Consider the following 23,240-nt stretch of genomic DNA (forward strand, 5'->3'; position numbering starts at 1 on the left):
TTCAGGGCTTATTAAATTTTTAATTATTTATTATGAAAAAATCAATTTTAAACTTAGGGAAAGTTTTAAAAAAAGAAGAACTTAAAAAAATCAATGGAAAAGAAGGAGGCTGTGGCTGGGGCTTTTGCTTAAATAAATTTGGTAGATGTTCAATACTTGCCTGTTCTGGGCATATGGTATAAAAACAAAAACTGTCTACTCAATAGATAGCCTTTTTGTATAATACACTATATGTATTTTATAATCAAGTAACACTTTACCTATAATTAAATAGAAGCTACCAATTAATGGTAGCTTCTATACATTGATGCTAATCATCTAAATAATAAACTTAATAAGTACTACCCAATCAGGCTCTGTCCTTTAGACTTACCAAATCAAGTTTTAACATAAAAATACTTATTTCCAAATTTCTTCTTTATAAAAATATAAAGTAATAAGGAGTGTTAGCAACAAAACTTATGAGAGTAAATAACTAAAATTAATAATTTTTAATAAGAACCTGTTTAAAAAGTATTTTAAACAGGTTCTTTTTTTAGAAGTTAATGAAATTACTATTTTTACATTTAATAAAAAAAGGAAAATCAACATAATGAAGAAAATTTATTTAACCCTTATAGTAGCTATCGTTTCATTAAAAATAGTAGCTCAAAAAAATCCTGCAAAAGAACTAGGTGCATGGTACATGTATAATGGATCTCATAAATTATCTGAAAAATTCAGTTTAAAAACAATGGCTCATTTTCGTTTCTTTGAAATTGGAGATGATATGCAACAGTTTATTAGTCGTTTTGGGGTTAATTATAAAATCAACAAAAACTTAAGCGCAACACTTGGTCATTCTTATTTAAATACAGATAACACATTTGGTATTGATGGTGGCTCTTTTAATGAACACAGAATTTATGAGGACTTTAATGTAAAACATAAAGTTTCTAAACTAGGTTTTGCTCACCGATTGAGGTTTGAGCAACGCTTTTTCAATTCAATTACAGGACATTTTGTACGTTATCAATTAGGTTTAGACTACCCTATATCTAAAAAATGGTCAACATATTTATTTAATGAAATTTTCTTTGATTTTGATGGGCAAGCATATAATCAAAACTGGCTAGGAACTGGTTTTTCTTATAAACTATCAAGTTCTATTAAATTGAAAGCTGGATATATGAATATTATGGTTAATGATACACATCTTGATAGAATTCAATTAGGTATTATCATTAACACAAATCATCAAAAAAAGAAATAAACATATTTTATATACCTTAGCCCAAACTAATTACTATTTATGGAAGCACCTCTTTTTACTAATGATGCAATTGTATTCGGAATTCTAATGGTTTCATTAGGGTTTGTCTTTTATACAGAATCTAAAAAATCAGGATTTTGGTCTAAATTTTATAAAATAGTACCAGGCGTTTTAATGTGTTATTTAATCCCTTCTATTTTTAATTCTATGGGGTGGATTTCAGCAGAAAAAACGCAAACTTATTTTATTGCTAGTAGGTATTTACTTCCAGCTTCATTAGTTTTAATGACTTTAAGTATCGATTTAAAAGCTATTTTTAACTTAGGTCCTAAAGCTTTAATTATGTTTTTTACAGGAACCATTGGAATTATAATCGGTGGGCCTATGGCTATTTTATTAGTTTCCATTGTTTCTCCAGAAACTGTTGGAGGTGTTGGCTTTGATGCTGTTTGGAGAGGTCTTTCTACACTTGCTGGTAGTTGGATTGGTGGTGGAGCAAACCAAGCTGCTATGTTAGAAATATACCAATATAATCAAGCTAGTTATGGAAAAATGGTATTGGTTGATATTGTTGTTGGAAATATTTGGATGGCTATTTTATTAATTGGAATTGGTAAAAACAATAAAATAAATAAATGGTTAAAAGCAGATACCACAGCTATTGAAGAGTTAAAAGATAAAGTATCATCTTTTACTTCAAATATAACTAGAGTTCCTTCTTTAGCTGATTTAGTTATTATTTTAGCTTTAGCATTTGGTGCAGTTGGTCTTGCTCATTTTGGTGCAGATAATATATCTAGTTATTTAGTCAATAATTTTGAATCAGTAGCTGATAAAACTTCCTCTTTATCCTCTTTTTCTTCTAAATTCTTTTGGATGGTTACAATTGCTACTATCATTGGTATTCTTTTATCTTTTACCAAAGCTAAAAATTATGAAGGAGCTGGTGCTAGTAAAATAGGAAGCATTTTTATTTATATTTTAGTTGCTACTATTGGTATGAAAATGGATTTAACCAGTATTTTAGATAATCCAGGATTACTTGTGGTAGGTGTCGTTTGGATGTCTATCCATGCAGGTTTATTGATATTAGTAGCTAAATTAATAAAAGCGCCTTATTTCTTTTTAGCTGTAGGAAGTCAAGCCAACGTTGGTGCTGCAGCCAGCGCTCCTGTAGTTGCTGCTGCTTTTCATCCATCATTAGCAACAGTTGGAGTTTTACTTGCTGTTTTTGGGTATGTAGTTGGAACCTACGGAGCCATGTTATGTACAATTTTAATGGAAATAGCCTCGAAAGCTTAGTAGATTTCCTCATATTTGCAACTCAAAATTTTTAATTCAATGAAAAAACTTTTAATCGTTTTAGTATTTACATTTATTGCTATAGCATGTTCTTCTAAAAAACAAGGAAACATGATTGTTAAAGGGCAAATTAAAGGTCTTAAAAAAGGAACTTTATATCTTCAAAAAATGAAGGATACAGTATTAATCACTGTTGATTCTGTTGCCTTATTAGGTAATGATGCATTTATTTTAACAGATAATGTAGAGTCTCCTGTAATGTATTACCTTACTTTTAATGGAAACACAAATGATAAACGTTTATTATTTTTTGGAGAAAAAGGAGAAATTACAATTAACGATAACGTTGAAGAATTTGGATTTAAACCTGTAATAAAAGGATCAAAGAACCAAGAAGTATTAGATAATTACAATAAGGTTGATAAACGCTTTACTGACCAACGTTTAGATTTTATTAAACAAGATTTTGAGGCTAAACAAGCACAAGATGAAGAATTAATTAAAAAACTTGAAGCTGATTATAAAAAAATGGTTCGTCGTAGGTTTTTATTCACTACAAATTTTGCGATTGCTAACCCTGATAGTGAAGCTGCTCCATATATAGCGCTAACTCAACTATTTGACGCTAATATTAAGTTACTTGACACTATAAATAATAGCTTAACTGATAAAGTAAAGAATTCACCATATGGTAAACGTTTACAAAAGTTTATTACTGATATAAAAATCAAAGAACAGAAATAATTTTACGCTACTAAAAAGTAAAAAAGACCAGTGATTAAATAATCACTGGTCTTTTTTATAGAATAACTATTTTTATTTAAAATAGTCTATTTAAATTATTAATAAATTTTAAAATCCTTCAGAAATATCCTTTAATCCTCTTGGATTTAAAATAGTAATGTTTTTACCTTTCAAACTAATTAATTTGTTCTTTTTAAATTCAGAAAGTAATCGAATGGCTGATTCAGTAGCTGTTCCAATAATATTGGCTATATCTTCCCTTGAAAAATTAACATCAATAGCTCCTTCACTATTTTTTAAAAACCTTTCGTCTAAATATAATAAAGTTGCTGCTAAACGTTGCTTCACCGTTTTTTGTGCCATGTCTACAATAACATTATCCGCATTTTTTAATGATAAAGCCATGTTCTTTAAAATCTCCATGGTAAAGTTTTGATTTTTCTCTAAATCTTTTATGATTTCTTCTTTAGGAATAAAACAAACCTCCATATCATTAACTGCTATTGCCTTTAAATTTGAGGTTTCATTATTTATCAAACTTCGTTCCCCAAGTAAATCTCCTTTTTTAATCAAATGAACTATTTGATCACGTCCATTATCACTCATTTTAGAAACCTTACAAACACCATCTTTTATACAAAACACACCATTTATATGTTCACCTTCTTCAAATAAAACTTCTCCTTTTTTTACTAATTTTGAAGTTTTACATCCAGAAACCCTTACTAATTCATCTTTTGTTAATGCCTTTAAAGAATTAAATTGACGAACAATACATTGCTCACATTTACTCATAATGTGCCCTTTTTGAGATTAATCAAAGGTACTAAAAAGCTGACAAATATCATATTTTATACTAACATAATAATAGACCTTTGCTCTAGGCAAAAGAGTAAATATGGAAAGTAAAAAATGTTTTCACTGTGGTAACAAGTGTGAGGCAGATACTATTACTATTAATGAAAAATCATTTTGTTGTAATGGTTGTAAAACTGTTTATGAAATTTTTTCAGACAATGATTTAACCTGCTACTACGACTTTCAAAATAGTCCTGGAGCTATCCCCGAAGAAATTAAAGGGAAATATGACTTTTTAACTAATAATGATATTGTTGAAAAGTTAATAGAGTTTAATGATGGCAATATTCAAGTTGTAAATATGTACATCCCTCATATACATTGTAGTTCATGTATATGGATTTTAGAAAACTTACACAAACTTCAAAAAAACATAACTACATCTCAAGTTAATTTCCCTAAAAAAACTGTTAGAATTACCTACAACGCAACTAACACAAATTTAAAAGAAGTTGTTTTATTATTAAGTTCAATAGGATACGAACCCTATATTAGTTTAGAAGACTATGAAGTAGGTAAAAAACAAGTAAATAGAAGTTTATTATATAAGCTTGGAATTGCTGGTTTTGCTTATGGAAATGTAATGTTTTTATCTTTTCCTGAGTATTTCGAAGTCTCTGAATTTTGGTTAGAACAATACAAAAGTGTTTTTAGGTGGTTAATGTTTGCTTTTTCATTACCCGTTATATTGTATGCCAGTCAGGACTATTTTGTTTCGGCTTATAAAGGAATACGTACAAAAATATTAAATATTGATGTTCCTATTGCTTTAGGTTTATTGGTATTATTTATAAGAAGTACTGTAGAAATTGTTTTCAATATAGGTACAGGTTTTTTCGACAGTTTAACCGGACTTGTATTTTTCCTTTTACTTGGTAAGTTTTTTCAGCAAAAAACATATAACTTTTTATCCTTTGAGCGAGATTACAAATCTTATTTCCCTATTGCTGTAACACAAATAACTAAAGATGGTAAAGAAGAAAATACTCAAATTTATAACATAAAAAAAGGAGACCGATTACTAATAAGAAATCAAGAATTAATTCCTGTAGATGGTATTTTAATCAATGGAAATGCGCAAATAGATTATAGCTTTGTTACTGGTGAAGCCAATCCAGTTTCAAAAAAATCGGGAGATAAAATATTTGCAGGAGGAAAACAACTTTACGGAAGTATAGAGATGGAAGTTTTAAATTCTGTTTCTCAAAGTTACTTAACTCAATTATGGAGTAATGATGTATTTCAAAAAGATAAAAACTCTACTTTTAAAACTTTAACCGATAGTATTGGTAAAAACTTTACCATTGCAGTACTATCCATTGCTTTTGTAACTACACTATTTTGGTTTTTTTACGACCCAAGTAAAGCTTTAAATGTATTTACCGCTGTTTTAATAATTGCTTGCCCTTGTGCAATTGCTTTGGCAGCTCCATTCACCTTAGGTAATCTATTACGTATTTTTGGCAAACGAAAATTCTATCTTAAAAACGCTACAGTTATTGAGCAACTGGCAACTATTAATAGCATAATTTTTGATAAAACCGGGACTTTAACAACTAACAAAGAAAATAACATTACTTATGATGGAATAGCATTAAACAGTGAACAAAAATCAATATTAAAAAGCTCTTTAAGATCATCAAATCATCCATTAAGTAGAATGCTTTATACTTCTTTTAAGAACGAAGAAAATATATCTATTGATAATTATCATGAATACATAGGAAAAGGTATTGAAACTTCTTACCAACAAACAACATTAAAAATTGGATCATCCTCTTTTGTTCAAGATAAATCAGAATCTACGAATCTAGATACTTCTGTTCACATTAGTATAAACGATGTATATAAAGGTAAATTTCTTTTTAAAAATGCTTATAGGAAAGATGTTGAACCAGTATTTTCTTCTTTAAAAAATAATTATGAACTAGCTGTAGTGTCTGGTGATAATGAAGGTGAAAAAAAATATTTACAAAACTTTTTACCCTCAATTACAACATTACTATTCAATCAAAAGCCTGAAGATAAATTAAATTATATTAATGGTCTTCAGCAACAAAATAAAAAAGTAATGATGGTTGGTGATGGATTAAATGATGCTGGAGCCTTGGCCCAAAGTAATGTTGGGATTGCTCTTTCTGAAAACATTAATGTATTTTCTCCTGCCTGTGATGCTATTTTAGATGCTTCAAAATTTCATCAGATAACTAATTACATTAAAGCCTCAAAAACTGCTATTAAAATTATAAAGTACTGTTTTTTGTTATCTTTATCTTATAACGTAGTAGGTCTTTACTTTGCTGTAACTGGGCAACTAAAACCAGTAATAGCTGCTATTTTAATGCCTTTGAGCTCAATAAGTATAGTACTATTTACAACTATTGCAACAAATATATTAGGACGAAAAATAAAATAAAAATTATGAAAGTAGCCTCATTTTTAAAAAATATAAAGTTTAATAAAATGAAACCAGCTGTTTCATTACTGTTAGATACTGACTTTTCAAAAGAAATACGAGTTGTGTTCGAAAAAGGTCAAACCATGGAAGATCATCAAGCCCCATTTGCAATCATAGTTCAAGTAGTAAAAGGATGTATAGCTTTTGGAGTTAATGAAGAAGAGAAACTACTAAATACTGGTGATATCATTTCATTGAAACCACACGTAGTTCATAACCTTACTGCAATAGAGGAAAGTATTGTTCGATTATCTTTATCAAAATCAGACACAGTAAATAGAGTAAAAAACGTTTAGGAACATGCAAATAAACAAATATATAGATCATACATTATTAAAGCCAACAGCTACAGAAAAAGAAATTATCAAGCTATGTAATGAAGCTAAAAAACACAATTTCAGCGCAGTATGTGTTAACGGATCTTACGTACAATTAGCTAAACAAGAATTAGAAAATTCAACTATTAAAATTGCTGCAGTAGTTGGTTTTCCTCTAGGTGCTATGAGTACAGAAACAAAAGTATTTGAAGCTAAAAATGCTATTAAAAATGGAGCTTCAGAAATTGATATGGTTATTAATATTGGAAAATTAATAGACGGAGAATATGAGTATGTAGAAAATGAAATAAGTCAAATAAAAAAAATCATTGAAAAACATACCTTAAAAGTAATTTTTGAAAACTGTTATTTAAATACTGAACAAATAAAAATTGTTACCCAATTAGCTGTTAACGCTAAGGCTGATTTCATTAAAACCTCAACAGGTTTTGGTACTGACGGTGCTAAGTTTGAAGATGTTTCTTTAATGAAAAATATAGCTAAAGGTAAAATAGAAATTAAAGCAGCTGGTGGTATAAGAAATATAGAAATCGCTAAAAAATATATTAATTTTGGGGTTACTCGCTTAGGTACTTCATCTGGAGTTTCTTTAGTTACCGATGGTATAACAAATAAAAGCCAGTACTAAAAACCATACTTATGAGCATACATATAGAAGCTAAAAAAGGAGAAATAGCAGAAACTGTTTTGCTACCAGGTGACCCTATGAGAGCCAAATGGATTGCTGAAACATTTTTTGATAATTCTATTTGTTATAACACCGTACGCGGCATGTTAGGTTTCACAGGATATTATAAAGGTAAAAAAATATCTGTACAAGGAACAGGTATGGGAATTCCTTCTACTTTAATTTATTGTTCAGAATTAATTACTAAATATGATGTTAAAAATCTTATACGAGTTGGTTCAGCTGGATCTTATCAAAAAGATGTGAAAATTAGAGATATTGTAATTGCAATGGCTGCTTCTACAAATTCTGGATTAAATAAAATGCGCTTTAATGGTGCTGATTATGCCCCTACTGCAAATTTTGAATTGTTTCAAAGAGCCGTACAGGAGGCAACAAAAAGAAACATTTCATTAAAAGCTGGAAACGTGTTAAGCTCTGATGAGTTTTACGCAGATAAGTTTGATAGTTATAAAAAATGGGCTGATTATGGTGTGCTTTGTGTTGAAATGGAAACTGCTGGTTTATATACAATAGCAGCTAAATATAATGTTAAAGCACTATCTATTTTAACAATTTCTGATAGTTTGGTTACGAAAGAAAAAACTACAGCTGATGAACGAGAACAAACATTCAAAGAAATGATAGAGATAGCCTTAAATGTAGTATAAACTATACTAAGCTACTTCCTTTATTAATAAACAATACTAAACATGAGCTCATTAATACAAAAATATAACATTCCAGGACCTAGATATACTAGTTATCCTACTGTACCTTATTGGGATAATGAAACATTTTCAAAAAAGAAATGGATCGCTACATTTAAACAATCATTTATTGAAAGTAATACTTCAGAAGGTATCAGTTTATATATACACCTTCCTTATTGTGAAAGTCTATGTACCTTTTGTGCATGTCATAAGCACATAACCAAACGTCATGAGGTAGAACAACCATATATTGACACCGTATTAAAAGAATGGCAACTCTATGTTAATTTAATAAATGAAACCCCTATTATAAAAGAAATTCATTTAGGTGGAGGAACTCCAACTTTTTTTTCCAAAAAAGAATTAAAACGTTTAATTAGTGGTCTCTTTAAGAATGCAAAAAAACACCCAAATCATGAATTTAGTTTTGAAGGACATCCTAACAATACAACAAAAGAACACTTACAAACTCTTTACGATTTAGGATTTACTAGAGTTAGTTATGGTGTACAAGATTATAATTTAAAAGTACAAGAAGCCATTCATAGGGTTCAGCCCTTTGAAAATGTAGAAAAAGCTACTCGATTAGCTCGTGAAATTGGTTATACATCTATTAGTCATGATTTAGTGTTTGGTTTACCTTTCCAAACTAAAGAAAATGTAATTCATACAATTAAAAAAACCAAAGAATTAGAACCTGATCGAATTTCTTTTTACAGTTATGCTCATGTTCCTTGGGTAAAAGGTGTTGGTCAACGTGGTTTTAATGAACAAGATCTTCCAAAAAATGAAGAAAAGCGAGAACTTTATGAGCTAGGGAAGCAGTTATTTGCAAATATGGGTTATGCAGAGATTGGTATGGATCACTTTGCTTTACCTAGTGATAGTTTATATAAAGCTACAGAAGAAAAAACTTTACATCGTAATTTTATGGGGTACACCGCTAACAAAACCCAATTAATGATTGGTTTAGGCATGTCTTCAATTTCAGATTCTTGGTATGGATTCTCTCAAAATGTAAAAACAGTAAAGGAATATCAACAATTGGTCAATAATGGTGAAATTCCTGTTTTTAGAGGTCATCTTTTATCAAAAGAAGATTTAATTATTCGCCAACATATATTAAACATTATGTGTCATTTTGAAACTTCTTGGAAAGAAGAATCCCTTCACATAAAAAATATTTCAAAACATATAGAAAAACTTGAAGAGATGATAACAGATGGTTTAGTAAGTATTAAAAATAACACATTATCTGTTCCTGAAAAAGCACGTCCTTTTGTTCGCAATATCTGTATGGCTTTTGATAAAAAACTACATAAAAAACAGCCAGATACTAAACTATTTTCAATGACTATCTAAATGAAAAAACTCATTAGGTGTCTAATGAGTTTTAATGTAATATTTAAGGGGAGTCAATTTATCTTTAGGGGAAAATAATTTTGATACTGTAAAGATAACCTCTTATTCACAACGTCTAGTTATTGTTAGTTGTTTCAACTATAAGAACGGGTGAATATCATTAAAGTGTCGACGAATGGTAAAGTTGATATCACTTCTTTAATTAAAGAAAAAAGTAATCTTAAAAACATCCATTATAATTACCTAAAATAAAAGCTCATTAGATGTCTAATGAGCTTTCTTGCTATATTCAAGGGAATCAATTTATTTAAAAGGGGAAAATAATTTTGATACTGTAAATATATCTTCTTATTAAAAAAAATATAACAACTATTAGTTGCTTCTACTGTAACAATAGATTAATAAACTGTATGTATCGATAATTGGTAAAATAGCTAGTGTTTTTACCTTTTTTTATCTAAAAGTAGTTTTATGGTAATAAAAAAACTCATTAGACACCTAATGAGTTTTAATATAATATTTAAGGGGAATCAATTTATCTAAAAGGGGAAAATAATTTTGATACTGTAAATATATCTTCTTATTTAAAAAAATGTAACTACTATTAGTTGCTTCTACTGCAACAACTGATTAATAAACTAAAAGTATCGATGAATGGTAAAATAGATATTCTTAATTTTCTAAAAAAATGAATACTTGACTTTTAAAAAACCTATGAGAAGAGTAGATAAAAACAAAGTGAAAAAAAATAAAAAAACAGAAATAATAGATAAGGTAACTATCTCAACTTTATTATTTTTTCCTACAAAAACCCTATATAATAAAATTATTATAAAAAAATACACTATTGGATCAAGTAATAAAGGGCTTTTAAAAACCATATAACTTAACAATCCAAACAAAGTAGCTTGACCAACAACAAATGAACTAATTGCTAGATGCTCAGAATAATTATACTTTCCAAAAACCAATTTTGTAAAAAAACTTAAAGGAATTATTGAAAATATCCAGAAAAACTTAAGAAATTCTCTTATAAACCTTCCTCCTGCATTACCTATTTTTCTAAATACTAGATCATTTACACCAACTTCATTAATCGTTTTCGGTACTCTAAATATCCCCTCAACAATTAAATAAATCGAAATTGTAATAATTAAAAATGATATTGGATTTAAAACTCCTTTTCTCTTTCCATGAATATATTCTAAAACAACTTTTTTGGGATTTATAATTAATGTTTTTACATTAAACAGAAATCCTTTATCCATATTAGCTACTGATAAAAATGCGTAATTAAACATTGATGTAAATGTTATTTTTTCTACATTCTTTTTCTCTCCACAATTAGGACAAAATTTCTCATCATGTTCATGATTACATGAAATACAATTCATTTAAAATTTACTTAAAATGCTAATGTTAGTTTGTAAAAGTATATAAAAATGTTTAAAACTTAAAAAAGCTCATTGTTTTACTAATGAGCTTTTTAATAATAAACTTAAGGGAATCAATTTATCTTTAGGGGAAAATAATTTTGATACTGTAAAAGTAAATACTTAACTAAAATTAAAACTGCTTATTAGTTGTTTAGTTTATCTCAGCCGTTTAATCGACAAAAAGTATCGACAAATGGTATAAATGTGTAGGTTAAATAATCAAAACTCAAAAAATCTTTTCTTTTTCTGTATTTGAAAACCAACTAAATTAGTAAACATGACAAATATCATATTTTAAGAAAGCCTTCAAAACTACCTTTGATGTATTATTATCAGGCAAGATATGAGCGTTATTTACTTACTACTTTCACTAAGTATTTTAGTGGCTATTGTTTTCTTTATAGCATTTATTGTTTCCGTAAAAAAAGGACAGTACGATGATTCGTACACACCTTCTGTTCGTATGTTATTTGATGATGAATTAGTTAACGAAGAAAAAATTAACAACTAACAATAGATATTAAATTCAAATAGATTATGGAAATGCAACAATTTTATTACGATAATAAAATCGTAAAAAAATTCATCTATGCAACGTTACTCTGGGGGATTGTAGGGTTCTCAGTAGGTTTGCTTTTGGCTTTTATGTTTTTATTCCCAAATATTACTGACGGAATCTCATGGTTAAGTTTTGGTCGTTTACGCCCATTGCATACCAACGCAGTAATTTTTGCCTTTGTAGGAAATGCAATTTTTGCAGGTATTTATTACTCACTACAAAGGTTATTAAAAGCAAGAATGGCTAATGATTTTTTAAGTAATTTTAATTTTTGGGGGTGGCAATTAATTATTGTTGCTGCGGCAATAACATTACCTTTAGGGTATACATCATCAAAAGAATATGCTGAACTAGAATGGCCTATTGATATTGCTATTGCATTAGTTTGGGTAGCTTTCGGTGTAAACATGATATGGACCATTATGAAAAGAAGACAGCGTCATCTTTATGTAGCTGTATGGTTTTATCTAGGTACTTTTGTTACTGTAGCAGTTCTTCATATTTTTAACAGTTTAGCATTACCTGTAGGCTTTTTAAAAAGTTACTCAGTATACGCTGGGGTTCAAGATGCTTTAGTTCAATGGTGGTATGGACATAATGCAGTAGCATTTTTCTTAACAACTCCATTTTTAGGATTAATGTATTACTTTGTACCTAAAGCTGCTAACAGACCTGTATATTCTTATAGACTATCAATTGTTCACTTCTGGTCGTTGATATTTATTTATATCTGGGCAGGTCCTCACCATTTATTATATACTTCATTACCTGAATGGGCTCAAAATTTAGGAGTTGCTTTTTCAGTAATGCTTATAGCTCCTTCTTGGGGAGGTATGATTAATGGTTTATTAACTCTTCGCGGAGCATGGGATAAAGTACGTACAGATCCTGTTTTAAAGTTCATGGTAGTAGCTATTACTGGGTATGGTATGGCAACCTTTGAAGGACCAATGTTATCGTTAAAAAACGTAAATGCAATTGCCCACTTTAGTGACTGGATTATAGCACACGTTCACGTTGGAGCTTTAGCATGGAACGGCTTTTTAACCTTTGGTATGCTGTATTGGTTAATACCTCGTATGTTTAAAACAAAATTATATTCTACAGCTTTAGCTAACTTCCATTTTTGGATTGGTACGCTAGGTATTATTATGTATGCTTTACCAATGTATGTTGCTGGTTTTGTTCAAGCTTCTATGTGGAAACAATTTAACCCTGACGGAACATTAACTTATGGTAATTTTTTAGAAACTGTCAACGAAATTATACCAATGTATTGGATGCGTGCTATTGGAGGTAGTATGTTTATTGTTGGGGCATTTGTAATGTTATACAACGTTATAAAAACAGTTAAATCTGGTAGTGATGTGACAGATGATTTAGCAGAGGCACCAGCCTTAACAAAAGTATCTAAACATAGAACTGGTAGTGAAACATGGCACACTTGGTTAGAAAGAAGACCTATTAAGTTAACTATTTATGCTACTGTAGCAATCTTAATTGGTGGTGTTATTCAAATTATACCAACCCTTCTAGTAAAATCAAACATTCCAACTATAACGAGTGTAAAACCTTATAGTCCTTTAGAATTAGAAGGTAGAGACTTATATATACGTGAAGGTTGCGTTGGATGTCACTCACAAATGATTCGTCCTTTTAGAAGTGAAGTAGAACGTTATGGAGAGTATGCTAAAGCTGGAGAGTTTGTATATGATCACCCATTCTTGTGGGGTAGTAAACGTACTGGTCCTGATTTATTAAGAATTGGGGGGAAATATTCTGATAGTTGGCACTTAAATCACATGTATGATCCTCAAAGTACATCACCTGGTTCTATTATGCCTAGCTACAAATGGTTAATGAGAAGCAAATTAGATAAATCTAGTACTGAAGGAAAAATGAAAGCAATGGTAAGTCTTGGTGTTCCTTATACTGATGAAGAAATTGCTAATGCACAAGCTAATATGGATGCTCAAGGAATGAAGATTCAAGAAAATTTACATGCTGACCCAGATTTTGCAAAAAATTACGCATCTGACAAACAGTATGCTCAAGAAAATGGTTTTGAATTTATTGAAATGAAAGATAGAGAAATTGTTGCTTTAATCGCTTATTTACAACGATTAGGTACAGATATTAAAGTAAAAGATGTTCAAGATCAATTAAGTTCTAAAAAATAGAAATCATGTTAAAATTTGTAAAAAATCACCTAGAGAGTATTACCGGAATTGAAATTTACCCAATGATTTCATTAACCATTTTCTTTACCTTTTTTGTAGTACTGTTTTGGTGGGTATATACTGCCAAGAATGAATATATAAGTAAAGTAAGTCAATTACCATTAGATAATTAGTAAAATAAAAGAAGATGAAAAAATATTTTCAATCATTAGCATATATCTCTTTTATAGCTATTACATTTTTTGCTATAGTTAAAGCTATAATGTCATACGAAAATCCTTTTAGCTTGTATGAAAACCCTTTAGTTTGGATAGCTTTAGTAGCATTAATTTTAGTAGTTCTTTTAAAAGAATTAGTAAATATTGTAGCTCAGCAAAAAGCTGAAGAACTTCAATTAGAAAAAGACGGAATTAAGCATGAAGAAGTTGATCATTGGGCTTGGGCTAAAGATCTTATTACTAAATGGACTCAAGCTAAAGCTATTGAAGAAGAAGGTGAAATTGAGTTAGACCATAACTATGATGGAATTAAAGAACTAGATAACAACTTACCGCCATGGTGGCTATATATGTTTTATGCTACTATGATTTTTGGAGTTATCTATTTAGTAAAATACCACGTTTTTAATGGTGACAATCAAATTGTAGAATATGAAAAATCTGTTGCTATAGCAAAACGTGAATTAGCAGCCTTTAAATCTACCTCTAAAGAAGCTATTATTGATATGGAAACGGTTACTGTTTTAACAGACGAAAGTGATTTAAATAGAGGAAAAGCCGTATTCAATTTAAACTGTGCTGCTTGTCATTTAAAAGATGGTGGTGGAGGTATTGGCCCTAACTTAACCGATAAATATTGGATTTTAGGTGGAGGTATAAAAAATGTTTTCAAAACTATTTCAAAAGGAGGTAGAGATGGTAAAGGTATGGTAGCTTGGGGAAAAACATTAAAACCTAAAGATATTCAAAAAGTTTCTAGTTATGTTTTATCATTACAAGGAACAACTCCTGCCAAAGCCAAAGCTCCTCAAGGAGATTTATACGAAGAAGAATAAATAAGAAATTAAAATTTTGGTTTTTTAATAGTTAGTTATTATGGAAACACCCAAGGATGAAGTTTTTAGAGATAGTATTAGCACTATAAATAGTGATGGTAAACGTTCTTGGGTTTTCCCTAAAAAACCTAGTGGTGTTTTTTACAAGTACCGTACATATATAAGCTATTTTCTATTATTCATTTTATTATCAGCTCCATTCATTAAAATAAACGGGAATCAATTTTTACTATTTAATGTTTTAGATAGGCAATTTAACATTTTTGGTTTTCCTTTTTGGCCACAAGATTTCCATTTACTCGTGGTATCAATGATAATTGGTGTTGTTTTTATTATCCTATTTACTGTTGTTTTTGGTCGGATATTTTGTGGATGGATTTGCCCGCAAACGATTTTTTTTAGAAATGGTTTTCAGAAAAATTGAATACTTAATAGAAGGAGATAGAGGGAAACAAATTCGATTAGATAAACAACAATGGAATGCTGAAAAAATAAAGAAGAGAGTTTTAAAATGGGTTATCTTTTTTATAATTTCATTTATAATTGCTAATGTATTTTTGGCGTATCTTATTGGTGGAGATAGATTAATTACCTACATAACTGGTAATCCTTTTGAGAATATAAGCACACTAATTTCATTACTAATATTTACAAGTGTTTTCTATTTTATATTCGCTTGGTTTAGAGAACAAGTATGTATTATAGCTTGTCCATACGGAAGATTACAAGGTGTATTATTAGACAACAAAACTATTAATGTTGCTTATGATCATGTTAGAGGAGAAAAAGAAAATGGTAGAGCAAAATTCAAAAAGAACGAAGATAGAAAGGCTTCTGGAAAAGGAGATTGTATAGATTGTTTTCAGTGTGTTAATGTTTGTCCAACTGGTATAGATATTAGAAACGGAACACAACTTGAATGTGTTAATTGTACTGCCTGTATTGATGAATGCGATCATATGATGGAAAAAGTTGGTCTTCCCAAAGGTTTAATCAGGTATGCTAGTGAAGAAAACATTAGTAAAAAGGCTCCTTTTAAGTTTAATGCCAGAATGAAAGGCTATACAGCAGTCTTATTTATATTAATTGGTGTTTTAATAGGAATGTTGTTTTTACGAAATGATGTTGAAGCAACTATATTAAGACTTCCAGGGCAATTATATGAACATAAAGAAAATGGTATTATTAGTAATATTTATACGTTTAAAGTAATTAATAAAACTACACAACAAATAAATAATGTTAGTTATAAACTAATATCGCATAAAGGTAAAATTGAAATTGTAACACATCAAAACTTTGAAATTCCAAAGCAAGGTTTGGCTGAGGGCACTTTATTTATAGAATTACATCAATCTATAATGAAAGGTGATAAAGAAAAATTAAAAATTGGAGTTTATAGTGGTACTAAACTCATTGAAACAACAACAACAAACTTCTTAGGTCCAAGGAGCTATAGATAAACCAGTTATTATATAAATATAATAACATAAAAAAACAATAAAATGAAACTAAACTGGGGCACGGGTATAGTAATATCAATCATCGCTTTTATGAGCTTTATAATGTACTTTGTAATTACAATGAGCACAAAACAAGGGTATAATCATGATTTAGTAACTGAAAAATATTATCAAAAAGAATTAGATTTTCAGCAAAACATTGAGGCTACAAAAAATGCTAAAAGATTAAAAAACAACATTACTATAAATAAATCTAAAGAAGGCTTAATTATTAATTTCCCTAAAGATTTTGACTACAAAAAAATAAAAGGTAAAATGTTTCTATACAGACCATCTAATAAACAATTGGATTTCGAAATACCACTTTCACTTTCCAATACATATTTGCTCGTGCCTGAGAACCGTTTATTGGGTGGTCGATGGAACATTACCATAAGTTTGCAATACAAAGGTAGAAACTATTTATTTAAAGAAGAACTTATTTACTAATGTTATTATCAGCTATTATATTAGGATTATTAGGTAGTTTCCACTGCATTGGAATGTGTGGTCCTATAGCTTTTATGTTACCTATAGATAGGACTAATAAAGTAAAACAATTTTTTCAAATTACGAGTTATCATTTTGGAAGAACTCTTACCTATAGCTTAATGGGACTTCTTTTCGGATTGCTCGGAAAAAGTTTTTATTTCTTTGGCTTTCAACAACAATTATCAATCATTGTAGGGCTTTTAATGATATTAATTGTATTGCTTCCTAAAATAGCACGCAAAATCACAATTTTTTCTAAACCAATTAACAAATTAATATTTAAAGTAAAATCAGCTTTAGGAAATGAGTTAAAAAAGAAAGGAAATGATACATTTTTTACCATAGGTTTTCTTAATGGGTTTCTTCCATGTGGTTTAGTTTATATGGCTGTATTTGGTGCTTTAACAACATCTAATGCTTTAGAAGGAAGTTTATATATGTTTTTATTCGGTTTAGGCACAATTCCTTTAATGACGACAGTTGTATATATTGGTAATTTTGCAAATGTTTCAATTAGACAAAAAATTCAAAAAGCAATTCCTTATGTTGTTGCTTCGATAGGTGTTTTATTTATACTTCGTGGCCTAGGTTTAGGCATTCCATACATCTCTCCAAGTGAGTTAGTTTCTACAATTAGTGAAACAGCAAAAGGTTGCCATTAAAACAAAATTTTCTTTCTTAGACTGATATAAATCATGTTTTAAAAACACAAAATATCATAACTTAGAGTATCAATCAAAACCTTTAAATTATGAAAAGAATAATTGTTCCTATTGATTTTTCAATCTATTCTGAAAACGCATTAAAATCTGCCGCCTATTTAGCAAAAAAAACACAATGCTGAAATCATTGCTGTTCATATGCTTGAGCTTTCTAATGCTATAGCTTCACAATCAGAATCATATGCACAACAAGAAACTATATTTTACTATAAACTAGCTGAAAGAAAATTTTCAGATTTTTTAAATAAAGAGTATTTAAACTCAGTGAAAGTAACACCAGTAATTAAACATTTCAAAATATTTAGTGAATTAGATCAACTATCAAGAGAAGAAAATGCTGATTTAATTATTATGGGATCACGTGGCACAAGTGGCTTAAAAGAAATGTTTATTGGCTCTAACACGGAAAAAGTAATACGTTATGCAAACGTTCCTGTATTAGTTATTAAAGAAAAACCTATTGAAACAGATTTAAAAACGGCTGTTTTTGCTTGTGATTTCTCTGATGATGATATTAAACCATATCAAGAAGCAAAGGCTTTCTTTAGTGCTTTGAACTGTGATTTAAAATTAACTTATGTAACTACACCAACATCCAATTTTAAAAGTACTAAAGAAATTAATGACAAAGTAAGTAAATTCATTAATAAAACACATGAAGCAATAGACTCATTTAATAACATTAAAATTATTGCTGATTACTCGATTGAAGAAGGTGTTTTATATTATGCAAATACTATTGATGCAGATGTATTAGTTTTAGCTACCCACGGTAGAAAAGGAATTGCACACTTTTTTGAAGGTAGTATATCCGAAGATATTGCCAACCACAGTACATTACCTGTGATTACTTTTAAAATATAACACTAAAAAAGCCCACAAATGTGGGCTTTTAATATTTTCAAAAAAAATTAAAAAGTATAATTGAAATTTATTTAACTTTTTATGCTTCTCCAGTTGTACCTCCAAAATTCATAGGAATAGGGGGTTGTTCATAATCTTTAATTTCACCATGAGCTTGTTCAAACTTACGAATATTTTCAGCTAATGCCTTTGTAAGTCTTTTAGCATGTTGTGGTGTTAAAATAATTCTCGATTTTACTTTTGCCTTAGGTACACCAGGCATAATATTTATAAAATCAACTATAAACTCAGAAACTGAATGATTGATGATTGCTAAATTACTATACGTTCCTTCAGCTATATCTTGATCTAATTCAATATTTAATTGTGGGTCATTGTTATTTTCGTCCATACTACAATATTACGTTTAAAAAGAAAGACCTCTAAAATAGAGGTCTTTCCTTATAATTACAATAGTTTTTATAAACTATTTTCTATTTCATCTTTAGGACCTACAATTTGTGTATCGTAGCTTCTCATTCCTGTTCCTGCTGGTATTCTCTTACCTACAATTACATTCTCTTTTAATCCTTCTAATGTATCTATCTTACCATTAACAGCAGCTTCATTTAAAACTTTCGTAGTTTCCTGGAACGATGCCGCAGAAATAAACGATTTTGTTTGTAATGACGCTCTTGTAATACCTTGTAATACCTGCTCAGCTGTTGCTGGTTGAACATCACGTGCTACTACTAAGTCTTTATCTGATCTACGTAATAAAGAGTTTTCATCTCTTAATTGACGTGCAGATATCATCTGTCCTGCTTTTAAGTTTTCAGAATCACCAGCTTCTTCAACGATTTTCATTCCATAAATAGCATCATTCTGCTTAATGAAATCATTTTTATGAATTAATTGGTTTTCTAAGAATAAAGTATCACCTGAATCGATAACTCTAACTTTACGCATCATTTGACGTACAACTACTTCAAAATGCTTATCGTTAATCTTTACCCCTTGTAAACGATATACTTCTTGTATTTCATTTACTAAGTATTCTTGAACAGCTGAAGGTCCTTTAATATTTAAAATATCTATAGGAGTTGTTGCTCCATCAGATAATGGCATACCTGCTTTTATAAAGTCATTCTCTTGAACTAAAATCTGGTTAGATAATTTAATTAAGTATTTCTTAATTTCTCCAGTTTTAGACTCGATTATAATTTCACGGTTACCTCTCTTAATTTTACCGAAAGATACTACCCCATCAATTTGAGCTACAACAGCTGGATTAGATGGATTACGTGCTTCAAATAATTCAGTTACACGTGGTAAACCTCCTGTAATATCCCCTGCTTTACCAGACTTACGTGGAATTTTAACTAAAGTATGACCAGACTCAACTTTATCACCATCACTTACCATTAAATGTGCACCTACAGGTAAACTATACGAACGTAAAGCATTACCGTCTGCATCTTCAATAATTAATGAAGCAATAATTTTTTTGTTTTTAGAATCAGTCATTACTTTTTCTTGGAAACCGGTTTGCTCATCAACTTCAACAGAGTAGTTTATACCTTGTTCTAAGTTATCAAACTTAACTCTACCTCCAAATTCAGAAACAATAACACCGTTAAATGGATCCCATTGACAAACTACATCACCTTTCTTAATATCTTTTCTTTCTTTATTAAAGATAGTAGATCCGTAAGGGATAATATTTGTACTTAAAGTAATTCCTGTTTTCTTATCAGTAATTTTAATTTCTGCTGTACGTGAAATAACGATTTCAATTTCTTTTCCTTCGTTATCTTTACCTTTTACAGTACGTAAATCATCAATAGAAACTTTTCCTTCAAATTTAGCTATTAACTTATTATCTTCAGAAATATTACCTGCTACCCCACCAACGTGGAACGTACGTAATGTTAACTGTGTACCCGGCTCTCCAATAGATTGTGCTGCAATAACTCCTACTGCTTCACCTCTTTGAACTTTTTTACCAGTAGATAAACTTTGTCCGTAACACTTAGCACATATTCCTCTTTGAGATTCACATGTTAATGCTGAACGAACTTCAACTCTATCAATACCAGATTCTTGAATAATTTCAGCTAACTTAGGAGTAATTAATTCTCCAGCTCCAATTAAAATTTCATCAGTAGTTGGCTTGAAAACATCATGTAATGCAGTACGTCCTGAAATTCTATCACTTAATGATTCAACTATTTCATCATTTTTCTTTAATGGAGTAACTTCTAATCCTCTTAATGTACCACAATCATCTTCATTTACAATTACATCTTGAGAAACATCTACTAAACGACGTGTTAAGTAACCTGCATCGGCCGTTTTTAGAGCCGTATCCGCAAGACCTTTACGAGCCCCGTGCGTAGAGATAAAGTATTCTAAAATTGATAACCCTTCCTTAAAGTTAGAAAGAATTGGATTCTCAATAATTTCTCCACCTCCAGCTGTAGATTTTTTAGGTTTTGCCATTAATCCACGCATACCTGTAAGCTGACGAATCTGTTCTTTAGATCCACGCGCTCCAGAATCTAACATCATAAATACTGAATTAAATCCTTGTTGGTCTTCACGTAAACGTTTCATAGACAACTCAGTTAATTGGTTATTGGTTCTACCCCAAATATCAATTACCTGATTATAACGTTCTTTCTGAGTAAGCATACCCATGTTATAGTTCATTATAATTCCATCAACTTCTTTGTTAGCTTCAGCAATCATAGATTGCTTTTCAGCAGGAATAATAATATCACCTAATGAGAAAGATAAACCACCTTCGAAGGCGTATTTATATCCCATATTTTTAATTTCATCTAAGAAATTACCAACAGAAGGAATATCAGTTACCTTTAAAATACCACTAATAACACCTCTTAAAGACTTCTTAGTTAATACATCATTAATGTATCCTGCAGCTTTTGGTACTTTTTCGTTAAATAAAACTCTACCAACTGTAGTTGCTATAATTCTAGTTACGTGCTCACCATCAACAACATCATGCGTACGAACTTTAATTCCCGCATTTAAGTCTACTCTTTCTTCATTTAAAGCTATAATAACTTCTTCCGGAGAATAGAAAGTTAATCCTTCACCTTTAATAGGCACTTCAGGAGTTGACTTTCTTTCTTTAGTCATGTAGTATAAACCTAATACCATATCCTGAGATGGTACCGTAATAGGTGCTCCATTTGCAGGATTCAAAATATTATGAGAACCTAACATTAATAACTGAGCTTCTAAAATTGCTTCAGGTCCTAATGGTAAGTGAACCGCCATTTGATCACCATCAAAATCGGCATTGAAGGCAGAACAAGCAAGTGGATGTAAACGAATTGCTTTTCCTTCAATTAATTTAGGTTGGAATGCTTGAATACCTAAACGGTGTAACGTAGGAGCACGGTTTAGTAAAACTGGATGTCCTTTAATTACATTTTCTAAAATATCCCAAACTACAGGTTCTTTTCTATCTATAATTTTCTTTGCAGATTTTACAGTCTTAACAATTCCTCTTTCTATTAATTTACGAATAACAAAAGGCTTGTATAATTCTGCTGCCATATCTTTTGGCAGACCACATTCAAATAATCTTAATTCAGGTCCAACAACAATTACAGAACGCGCAGAATAATCAACACGCTTACCTAATAAGTTTTGACGGAAACGTCCTTGTTTACCTTTTAAACTATCAGATAATGATTTTAATGGTCTGTTAGATTCTGTTTTTACAGCTGATGCCTTACGTGTGTTATCAAATAATGAATCTACTGATTCTTGTAACATACGTTTTTCATTACGTAAAATTACTTCTGGTGCTTTAATTTCCATTAATCGTTTTAAACGATTGTTACGGATAATTACACGACGGTATAAGTCATTTAAATCAGAAGTAGCAAAACGTCCTCCATCAAGAGGTACTAATGGACGTAATTCTGGTGGTATAACTGGTACCGCCTTCATTATCATCCATTCAGGTTTATTCTCTCTATTTTTTTGAGAATCTCTAAATGCTTCAACAACATTTAAACGCTTTAACGCTTCATTTTTACGTTGTTTAGATGTTTCAGTATTTGCTTTATGACGTAACTCATAAGATAAAGTATCTAAATCGATTCTTTCTAATAAATCAATTAAACAATCTGCTCCCATTTTAGCTATAAACTTATTTGGGTCAGAGTCTTCTAAATACATATTATCTTGTGGAAGTTCATCCGCAATGTCTAAATACTCTTCTTCAGTTAAGAAATCCATTTTTTGTAATGGCTCTCCTTCAGAATTTTTAGCGATACCTGGCTGAATTACTACATATCTTTCGTAGTAAATAATCATATCTAACTTCTTAGATGGTAACCCTAAAAGGTATCCCATTTTGTTAGGTAATGATCTGAAGTACCAAATATGTGCTACTGGTACTACTAAATTAATATGACCTACTCTATCTCTACGAACTTTTTTCTCAGTTACTTCTACACCACAACGGTCACATACGATACCTTTATATCGTATTCTTTTATATTTACCACACGCACACTCATAATCTTTTACAGGACCAAAGATACGCTCACAAAATAAACCATCTCTTTCTGGTTTATGAGTACGGTAGTTAATTGTTTCTGGTTTTAAAACCTCACCTCTAGAAGCCTCTAAAATAGACTCTGGTGATGCTAAACCTATTGAAATTTTGTTAAACTTCTTAACAGTGTATTTTTCGTTTTTTCTTGCCATGATAAT

General features: G+C 29.9%; 21 protein-coding genes and 1 pseudogene. 18 read left to right on the forward strand and 4 right to left on the reverse strand.

The annotated features are described in order from the left end of the window. Nucleotides 1-32 precede the first annotated feature (32 nt). From BLV71_RS18430 to BLV71_RS02575, 4 genes are all read left to right on the forward strand, one after another. Nucleotides 33-182, forward strand: coding sequence for a hypothetical protein (locus BLV71_RS18430; protein WP_158530833.1), 150 nt, complete (start codon nucleotides 33-35; stop codon nucleotides 180-182). 410 nt (nucleotides 183-592) lie between these two features. Beyond that, complete coding sequence (locus BLV71_RS02565; RefSeq protein ID WP_093869028.1) at nucleotides 593-1,252, forward strand: DUF2490 domain-containing protein; 660 nt, start codon at nucleotides 593-595, stop codon at nucleotides 1,250-1,252. A 39-nt stretch (nucleotides 1,253-1,291) separates the two neighbouring features. Further along, on the forward strand, nucleotides 1,292-2,554 hold the full coding sequence (locus tag BLV71_RS02570) for a DUF819 family protein (protein ID WP_093869029.1): 1,263 nt from the start codon (nucleotides 1,292-1,294) through the stop codon (nucleotides 2,552-2,554). A 39-nt stretch (nucleotides 2,555-2,593) separates the two neighbouring features. Next, nucleotides 2,594-3,298: a DUF4369 domain-containing protein gene (locus BLV71_RS02575; RefSeq protein WP_093869030.1), complete on the forward strand. Its 705-nt coding sequence runs from the start codon at nucleotides 2,594-2,596 to the stop codon at nucleotides 3,296-3,298. A 108-nt stretch (nucleotides 3,299-3,406) separates the two neighbouring features. On the opposite strand, the gene BLV71_RS02580 is transcribed toward BLV71_RS02575, so the two are convergent. After that, nucleotides 3,407-4,093 carry a Crp/Fnr family transcriptional regulator gene (locus tag BLV71_RS02580; protein ID WP_093869031.1) on the reverse strand — a complete coding sequence of 229 codons (687 nt, stop codon included), beginning with the start codon at nucleotides 4,091-4,093 and terminating at the stop codon, nucleotides 3,407-3,409. 103 nt (nucleotides 4,094-4,196) lie between these two features. Between BLV71_RS02580 and BLV71_RS02585 the strand changes: the two genes are divergently transcribed. The 5 genes from BLV71_RS02585 to hemN are packed head-to-tail and all read left to right on the forward strand — an operon-like array spanning nucleotide 4,197 to nucleotide 9,694. Beyond that, nucleotides 4,197-6,572, forward strand: coding sequence for a heavy metal translocating P-type ATPase (locus BLV71_RS02585; RefSeq protein ID WP_093869032.1), 2,376 nt, complete (start codon nucleotides 4,197-4,199; stop codon nucleotides 6,570-6,572). Nucleotides 6,573-6,577: 5 nt separating this feature from the next. Beyond that, nucleotides 6,578-6,910, forward strand: a complete 333-nt coding sequence (locus BLV71_RS02590; protein ID WP_093869033.1) for an AraC family ligand binding domain-containing protein — start codon at nucleotides 6,578-6,580, stop codon at nucleotides 6,908-6,910. A gap of 4 nt (nucleotides 6,911-6,914) precedes the next feature. Further along, a complete protein-coding gene (deoC, locus tag BLV71_RS02595) occupies nucleotides 6,915-7,580 on the forward strand; it encodes a deoxyribose-phosphate aldolase (RefSeq protein WP_093869034.1) in 666 nt (221 codons plus the stop codon). A gap of 11 nt (nucleotides 7,581-7,591) precedes the next feature. Beyond that, entirely contained in the window at nucleotides 7,592-8,290 is a 699-nt protein-coding gene (gene deoD / locus BLV71_RS02600; RefSeq protein WP_093869035.1) for a purine-nucleoside phosphorylase, read from the forward strand. Between the two features lie 42 nt (nucleotides 8,291-8,332). Beyond that, nucleotides 8,333-9,694 carry an oxygen-independent coproporphyrinogen III oxidase gene (hemN, locus tag BLV71_RS02605; RefSeq protein WP_093869036.1) on the forward strand — a complete coding sequence of 454 codons (1,362 nt, stop codon included), beginning with the start codon at nucleotides 8,333-8,335 and terminating at the stop codon, nucleotides 9,692-9,694. Between the two features lie 680 nt (nucleotides 9,695-10,374). Here the strand turns inward: hemN and BLV71_RS02610 are convergent. Next, a complete protein-coding gene (locus BLV71_RS02610; protein WP_093869037.1) occupies nucleotides 10,375-11,088 on the reverse strand; it encodes a DUF3667 domain-containing protein in 714 nt (237 codons plus the stop codon). Nucleotides 11,089-11,473: 385 nt separating this feature from the next. On the opposite strand from BLV71_RS02610, the gene ccoS reads away from it, so the two are divergent. From ccoS to BLV71_RS02650, 9 genes and pseudogenes are all read left to right on the forward strand, one after another. After that, entirely contained in the window at nucleotides 11,474-11,641 is a 168-nt protein-coding gene (ccoS, locus tag BLV71_RS02615; protein WP_093869038.1) for a cbb3-type cytochrome oxidase assembly protein CcoS, read from the forward strand. A gap of 26 nt (nucleotides 11,642-11,667) precedes the next feature. Further along, nucleotides 11,668-13,869 (forward strand): cytochrome-c oxidase, cbb3-type subunit I, encoded by a 2,202-nt coding sequence (ccoN, locus tag BLV71_RS02620; protein WP_093869039.1) that lies wholly within the window; start codon nucleotides 11,668-11,670, stop codon nucleotides 13,867-13,869. A 5-nt stretch (nucleotides 13,870-13,874) separates the two neighbouring features. Further along, on the forward strand, nucleotides 13,875-14,042 hold the full coding sequence (locus BLV71_RS02625) for a CcoQ/FixQ family Cbb3-type cytochrome c oxidase assembly chaperone (protein WP_093869040.1): 168 nt from the start codon (nucleotides 13,875-13,877) through the stop codon (nucleotides 14,040-14,042). 14 nt (nucleotides 14,043-14,056) lie between these two features. Further along, nucleotides 14,057-14,923 carry a cbb3-type cytochrome c oxidase N-terminal domain-containing protein gene (locus BLV71_RS02630; RefSeq protein ID WP_093869041.1) on the forward strand — a complete coding sequence of 289 codons (867 nt, stop codon included), beginning with the start codon at nucleotides 14,057-14,059 and terminating at the stop codon, nucleotides 14,921-14,923. A 40-nt stretch (nucleotides 14,924-14,963) separates the two neighbouring features. Further along, a pseudogene (gene ccoG, locus BLV71_RS02635) lies at nucleotides 14,964-16,386 on the forward strand (cytochrome c oxidase accessory protein CcoG). Between the two features lie 42 nt (nucleotides 16,387-16,428). Further along, nucleotides 16,429-16,875: a FixH family protein gene (locus tag BLV71_RS02640; protein ID WP_093869042.1), complete on the forward strand. Its 447-nt coding sequence runs from the start codon at nucleotides 16,429-16,431 to the stop codon at nucleotides 16,873-16,875. Beyond that, nucleotides 16,875-17,579, forward strand: coding sequence for a sulfite exporter TauE/SafE family protein (locus tag BLV71_RS02645; protein WP_093869043.1), 705 nt, complete (start codon nucleotides 16,875-16,877; stop codon nucleotides 17,577-17,579). Before BLV71_RS02640 ends, BLV71_RS02645 begins: the two co-directional genes overlap by 1 nt. 89 nt (nucleotides 17,580-17,668) lie before the next feature. Continuing rightward, complete coding sequence (locus tag BLV71_RS18970) at nucleotides 17,669-17,761, forward strand: universal stress protein (RefSeq protein WP_369813890.1); 93 nt, start codon at nucleotides 17,669-17,671, stop codon at nucleotides 17,759-17,761. A gap of 16 nt (nucleotides 17,762-17,777) precedes the next feature. Then, on the forward strand, nucleotides 17,778-18,503 hold the full coding sequence (locus BLV71_RS02650) for a universal stress protein (protein WP_369813891.1): 726 nt from the start codon (nucleotides 17,778-17,780) through the stop codon (nucleotides 18,501-18,503). Between the two features lie 79 nt (nucleotides 18,504-18,582). Here the strand turns inward: BLV71_RS02650 and BLV71_RS02655 are convergent, their stop codons facing one another. Together BLV71_RS02655 and rpoC are read right to left on the reverse strand one after the other, a co-directional pair. Continuing rightward, on the reverse strand, nucleotides 18,583-18,894 hold the full coding sequence (locus BLV71_RS02655) for a DUF3467 domain-containing protein (protein WP_093869044.1): 312 nt from the start codon (nucleotides 18,892-18,894) through the stop codon (nucleotides 18,583-18,585). 68 nt (nucleotides 18,895-18,962) lie between these two features. After that, a complete protein-coding gene (gene rpoC / locus BLV71_RS02660; protein WP_093869045.1) occupies nucleotides 18,963-23,234 on the reverse strand; it encodes a DNA-directed RNA polymerase subunit beta' in 4,272 nt (1,423 codons plus the stop codon). Nucleotides 23,235-23,240 lie beyond the last annotated feature (6 nt).

The organism is Tenacibaculum sp. MAR_2010_89, assembly GCF_900105985.1.
Classification (GTDB): domain Bacteria; phylum Bacteroidota; class Bacteroidia; order Flavobacteriales; family Flavobacteriaceae; genus Polaribacter; species Polaribacter halocynthiae.

What these genes read in the sequence shown, in the direction of transcription:
- BLV71_RS18430 (WP_158530833.1), top strand. Translation starts at nt 33, where the DNA reads ATGAAAAAATCAATTTTAAACTTAGGGAAAGTTTTAAAAAAAGAAGAA.
- BLV71_RS02625 (WP_093869040.1), top strand. Translation starts at nt 13,875, where the DNA reads ATGTTAAAATTTGTAAAAAATCACCTAGAGAGTATTACCGGAATTGAA.
- BLV71_RS02580 (WP_093869031.1), bottom strand. Translation starts at nt 4,093, where the DNA reads ATGAGTAAATGTGAGCAATGTATTGTTCGTCAATTTAATTCTTTAAAG.
- BLV71_RS02565 (WP_093869028.1), top strand. Translation starts at nt 593, where the DNA reads ATGAAGAAAATTTATTTAACCCTTATAGTAGCTATCGTTTCATTAAAA.
- hemN (WP_093869036.1), top strand. Translation starts at nt 8,333, where the DNA reads ATGAGCTCATTAATACAAAAATATAACATTCCAGGACCTAGATATACT.
- BLV71_RS18970 (WP_369813890.1), top strand. Translation starts at nt 17,669, where the DNA reads ATGAAAAGAATAATTGTTCCTATTGATTTTTCAATCTATTCTGAAAAC.
- BLV71_RS02640 (WP_093869042.1), top strand. Translation starts at nt 16,429, where the DNA reads ATGAAACTAAACTGGGGCACGGGTATAGTAATATCAATCATCGCTTTT.
- ccoS (WP_093869038.1), top strand. Translation starts at nt 11,474, where the DNA reads ATGAGCGTTATTTACTTACTACTTTCACTAAGTATTTTAGTGGCTATT.
- BLV71_RS02650 (WP_369813891.1), top strand. Translation starts at nt 17,778, where the DNA reads ATGCTTGAGCTTTCTAATGCTATAGCTTCACAATCAGAATCATATGCA.
- BLV71_RS02585 (WP_093869032.1), top strand. Translation starts at nt 4,197, where the DNA reads ATGGAAAGTAAAAAATGTTTTCACTGTGGTAACAAGTGTGAGGCAGAT.
- BLV71_RS02610 (WP_093869037.1), bottom strand. Translation starts at nt 11,088, where the DNA reads ATGAATTGTATTTCATGTAATCATGAACATGATGAGAAATTTTGTCCT.
- BLV71_RS02570 (WP_093869029.1), top strand. Translation starts at nt 1,292, where the DNA reads ATGGAAGCACCTCTTTTTACTAATGATGCAATTGTATTCGGAATTCTA.
- ccoN (WP_093869039.1), top strand. Translation starts at nt 11,668, where the DNA reads ATGGAAATGCAACAATTTTATTACGATAATAAAATCGTAAAAAAATTC.
- BLV71_RS02645 (WP_093869043.1), top strand. Translation starts at nt 16,875, where the DNA reads ATGTTATTATCAGCTATTATATTAGGATTATTAGGTAGTTTCCACTGC.
- rpoC (WP_093869045.1), bottom strand. Translation starts at nt 23,234, where the DNA reads ATGGCAAGAAAAAACGAAAAATACACTGTTAAGAAGTTTAACAAAATT.
- deoC (WP_093869034.1), top strand. Translation starts at nt 6,915, where the DNA reads ATGCAAATAAACAAATATATAGATCATACATTATTAAAGCCAACAGCT.
- BLV71_RS02590 (WP_093869033.1), top strand. Translation starts at nt 6,578, where the DNA reads ATGAAAGTAGCCTCATTTTTAAAAAATATAAAGTTTAATAAAATGAAA.
- BLV71_RS02655 (WP_093869044.1), bottom strand. Translation starts at nt 18,894, where the DNA reads ATGGACGAAAATAACAATGACCCACAATTAAATATTGAATTAGATCAA.
- deoD (WP_093869035.1), top strand. Translation starts at nt 7,592, where the DNA reads ATGAGCATACATATAGAAGCTAAAAAAGGAGAAATAGCAGAAACTGTT.
- BLV71_RS02630 (WP_093869041.1), top strand. Translation starts at nt 14,057, where the DNA reads ATGAAAAAATATTTTCAATCATTAGCATATATCTCTTTTATAGCTATT.
- BLV71_RS02575 (WP_093869030.1), top strand. Translation starts at nt 2,594, where the DNA reads ATGAAAAAACTTTTAATCGTTTTAGTATTTACATTTATTGCTATAGCA.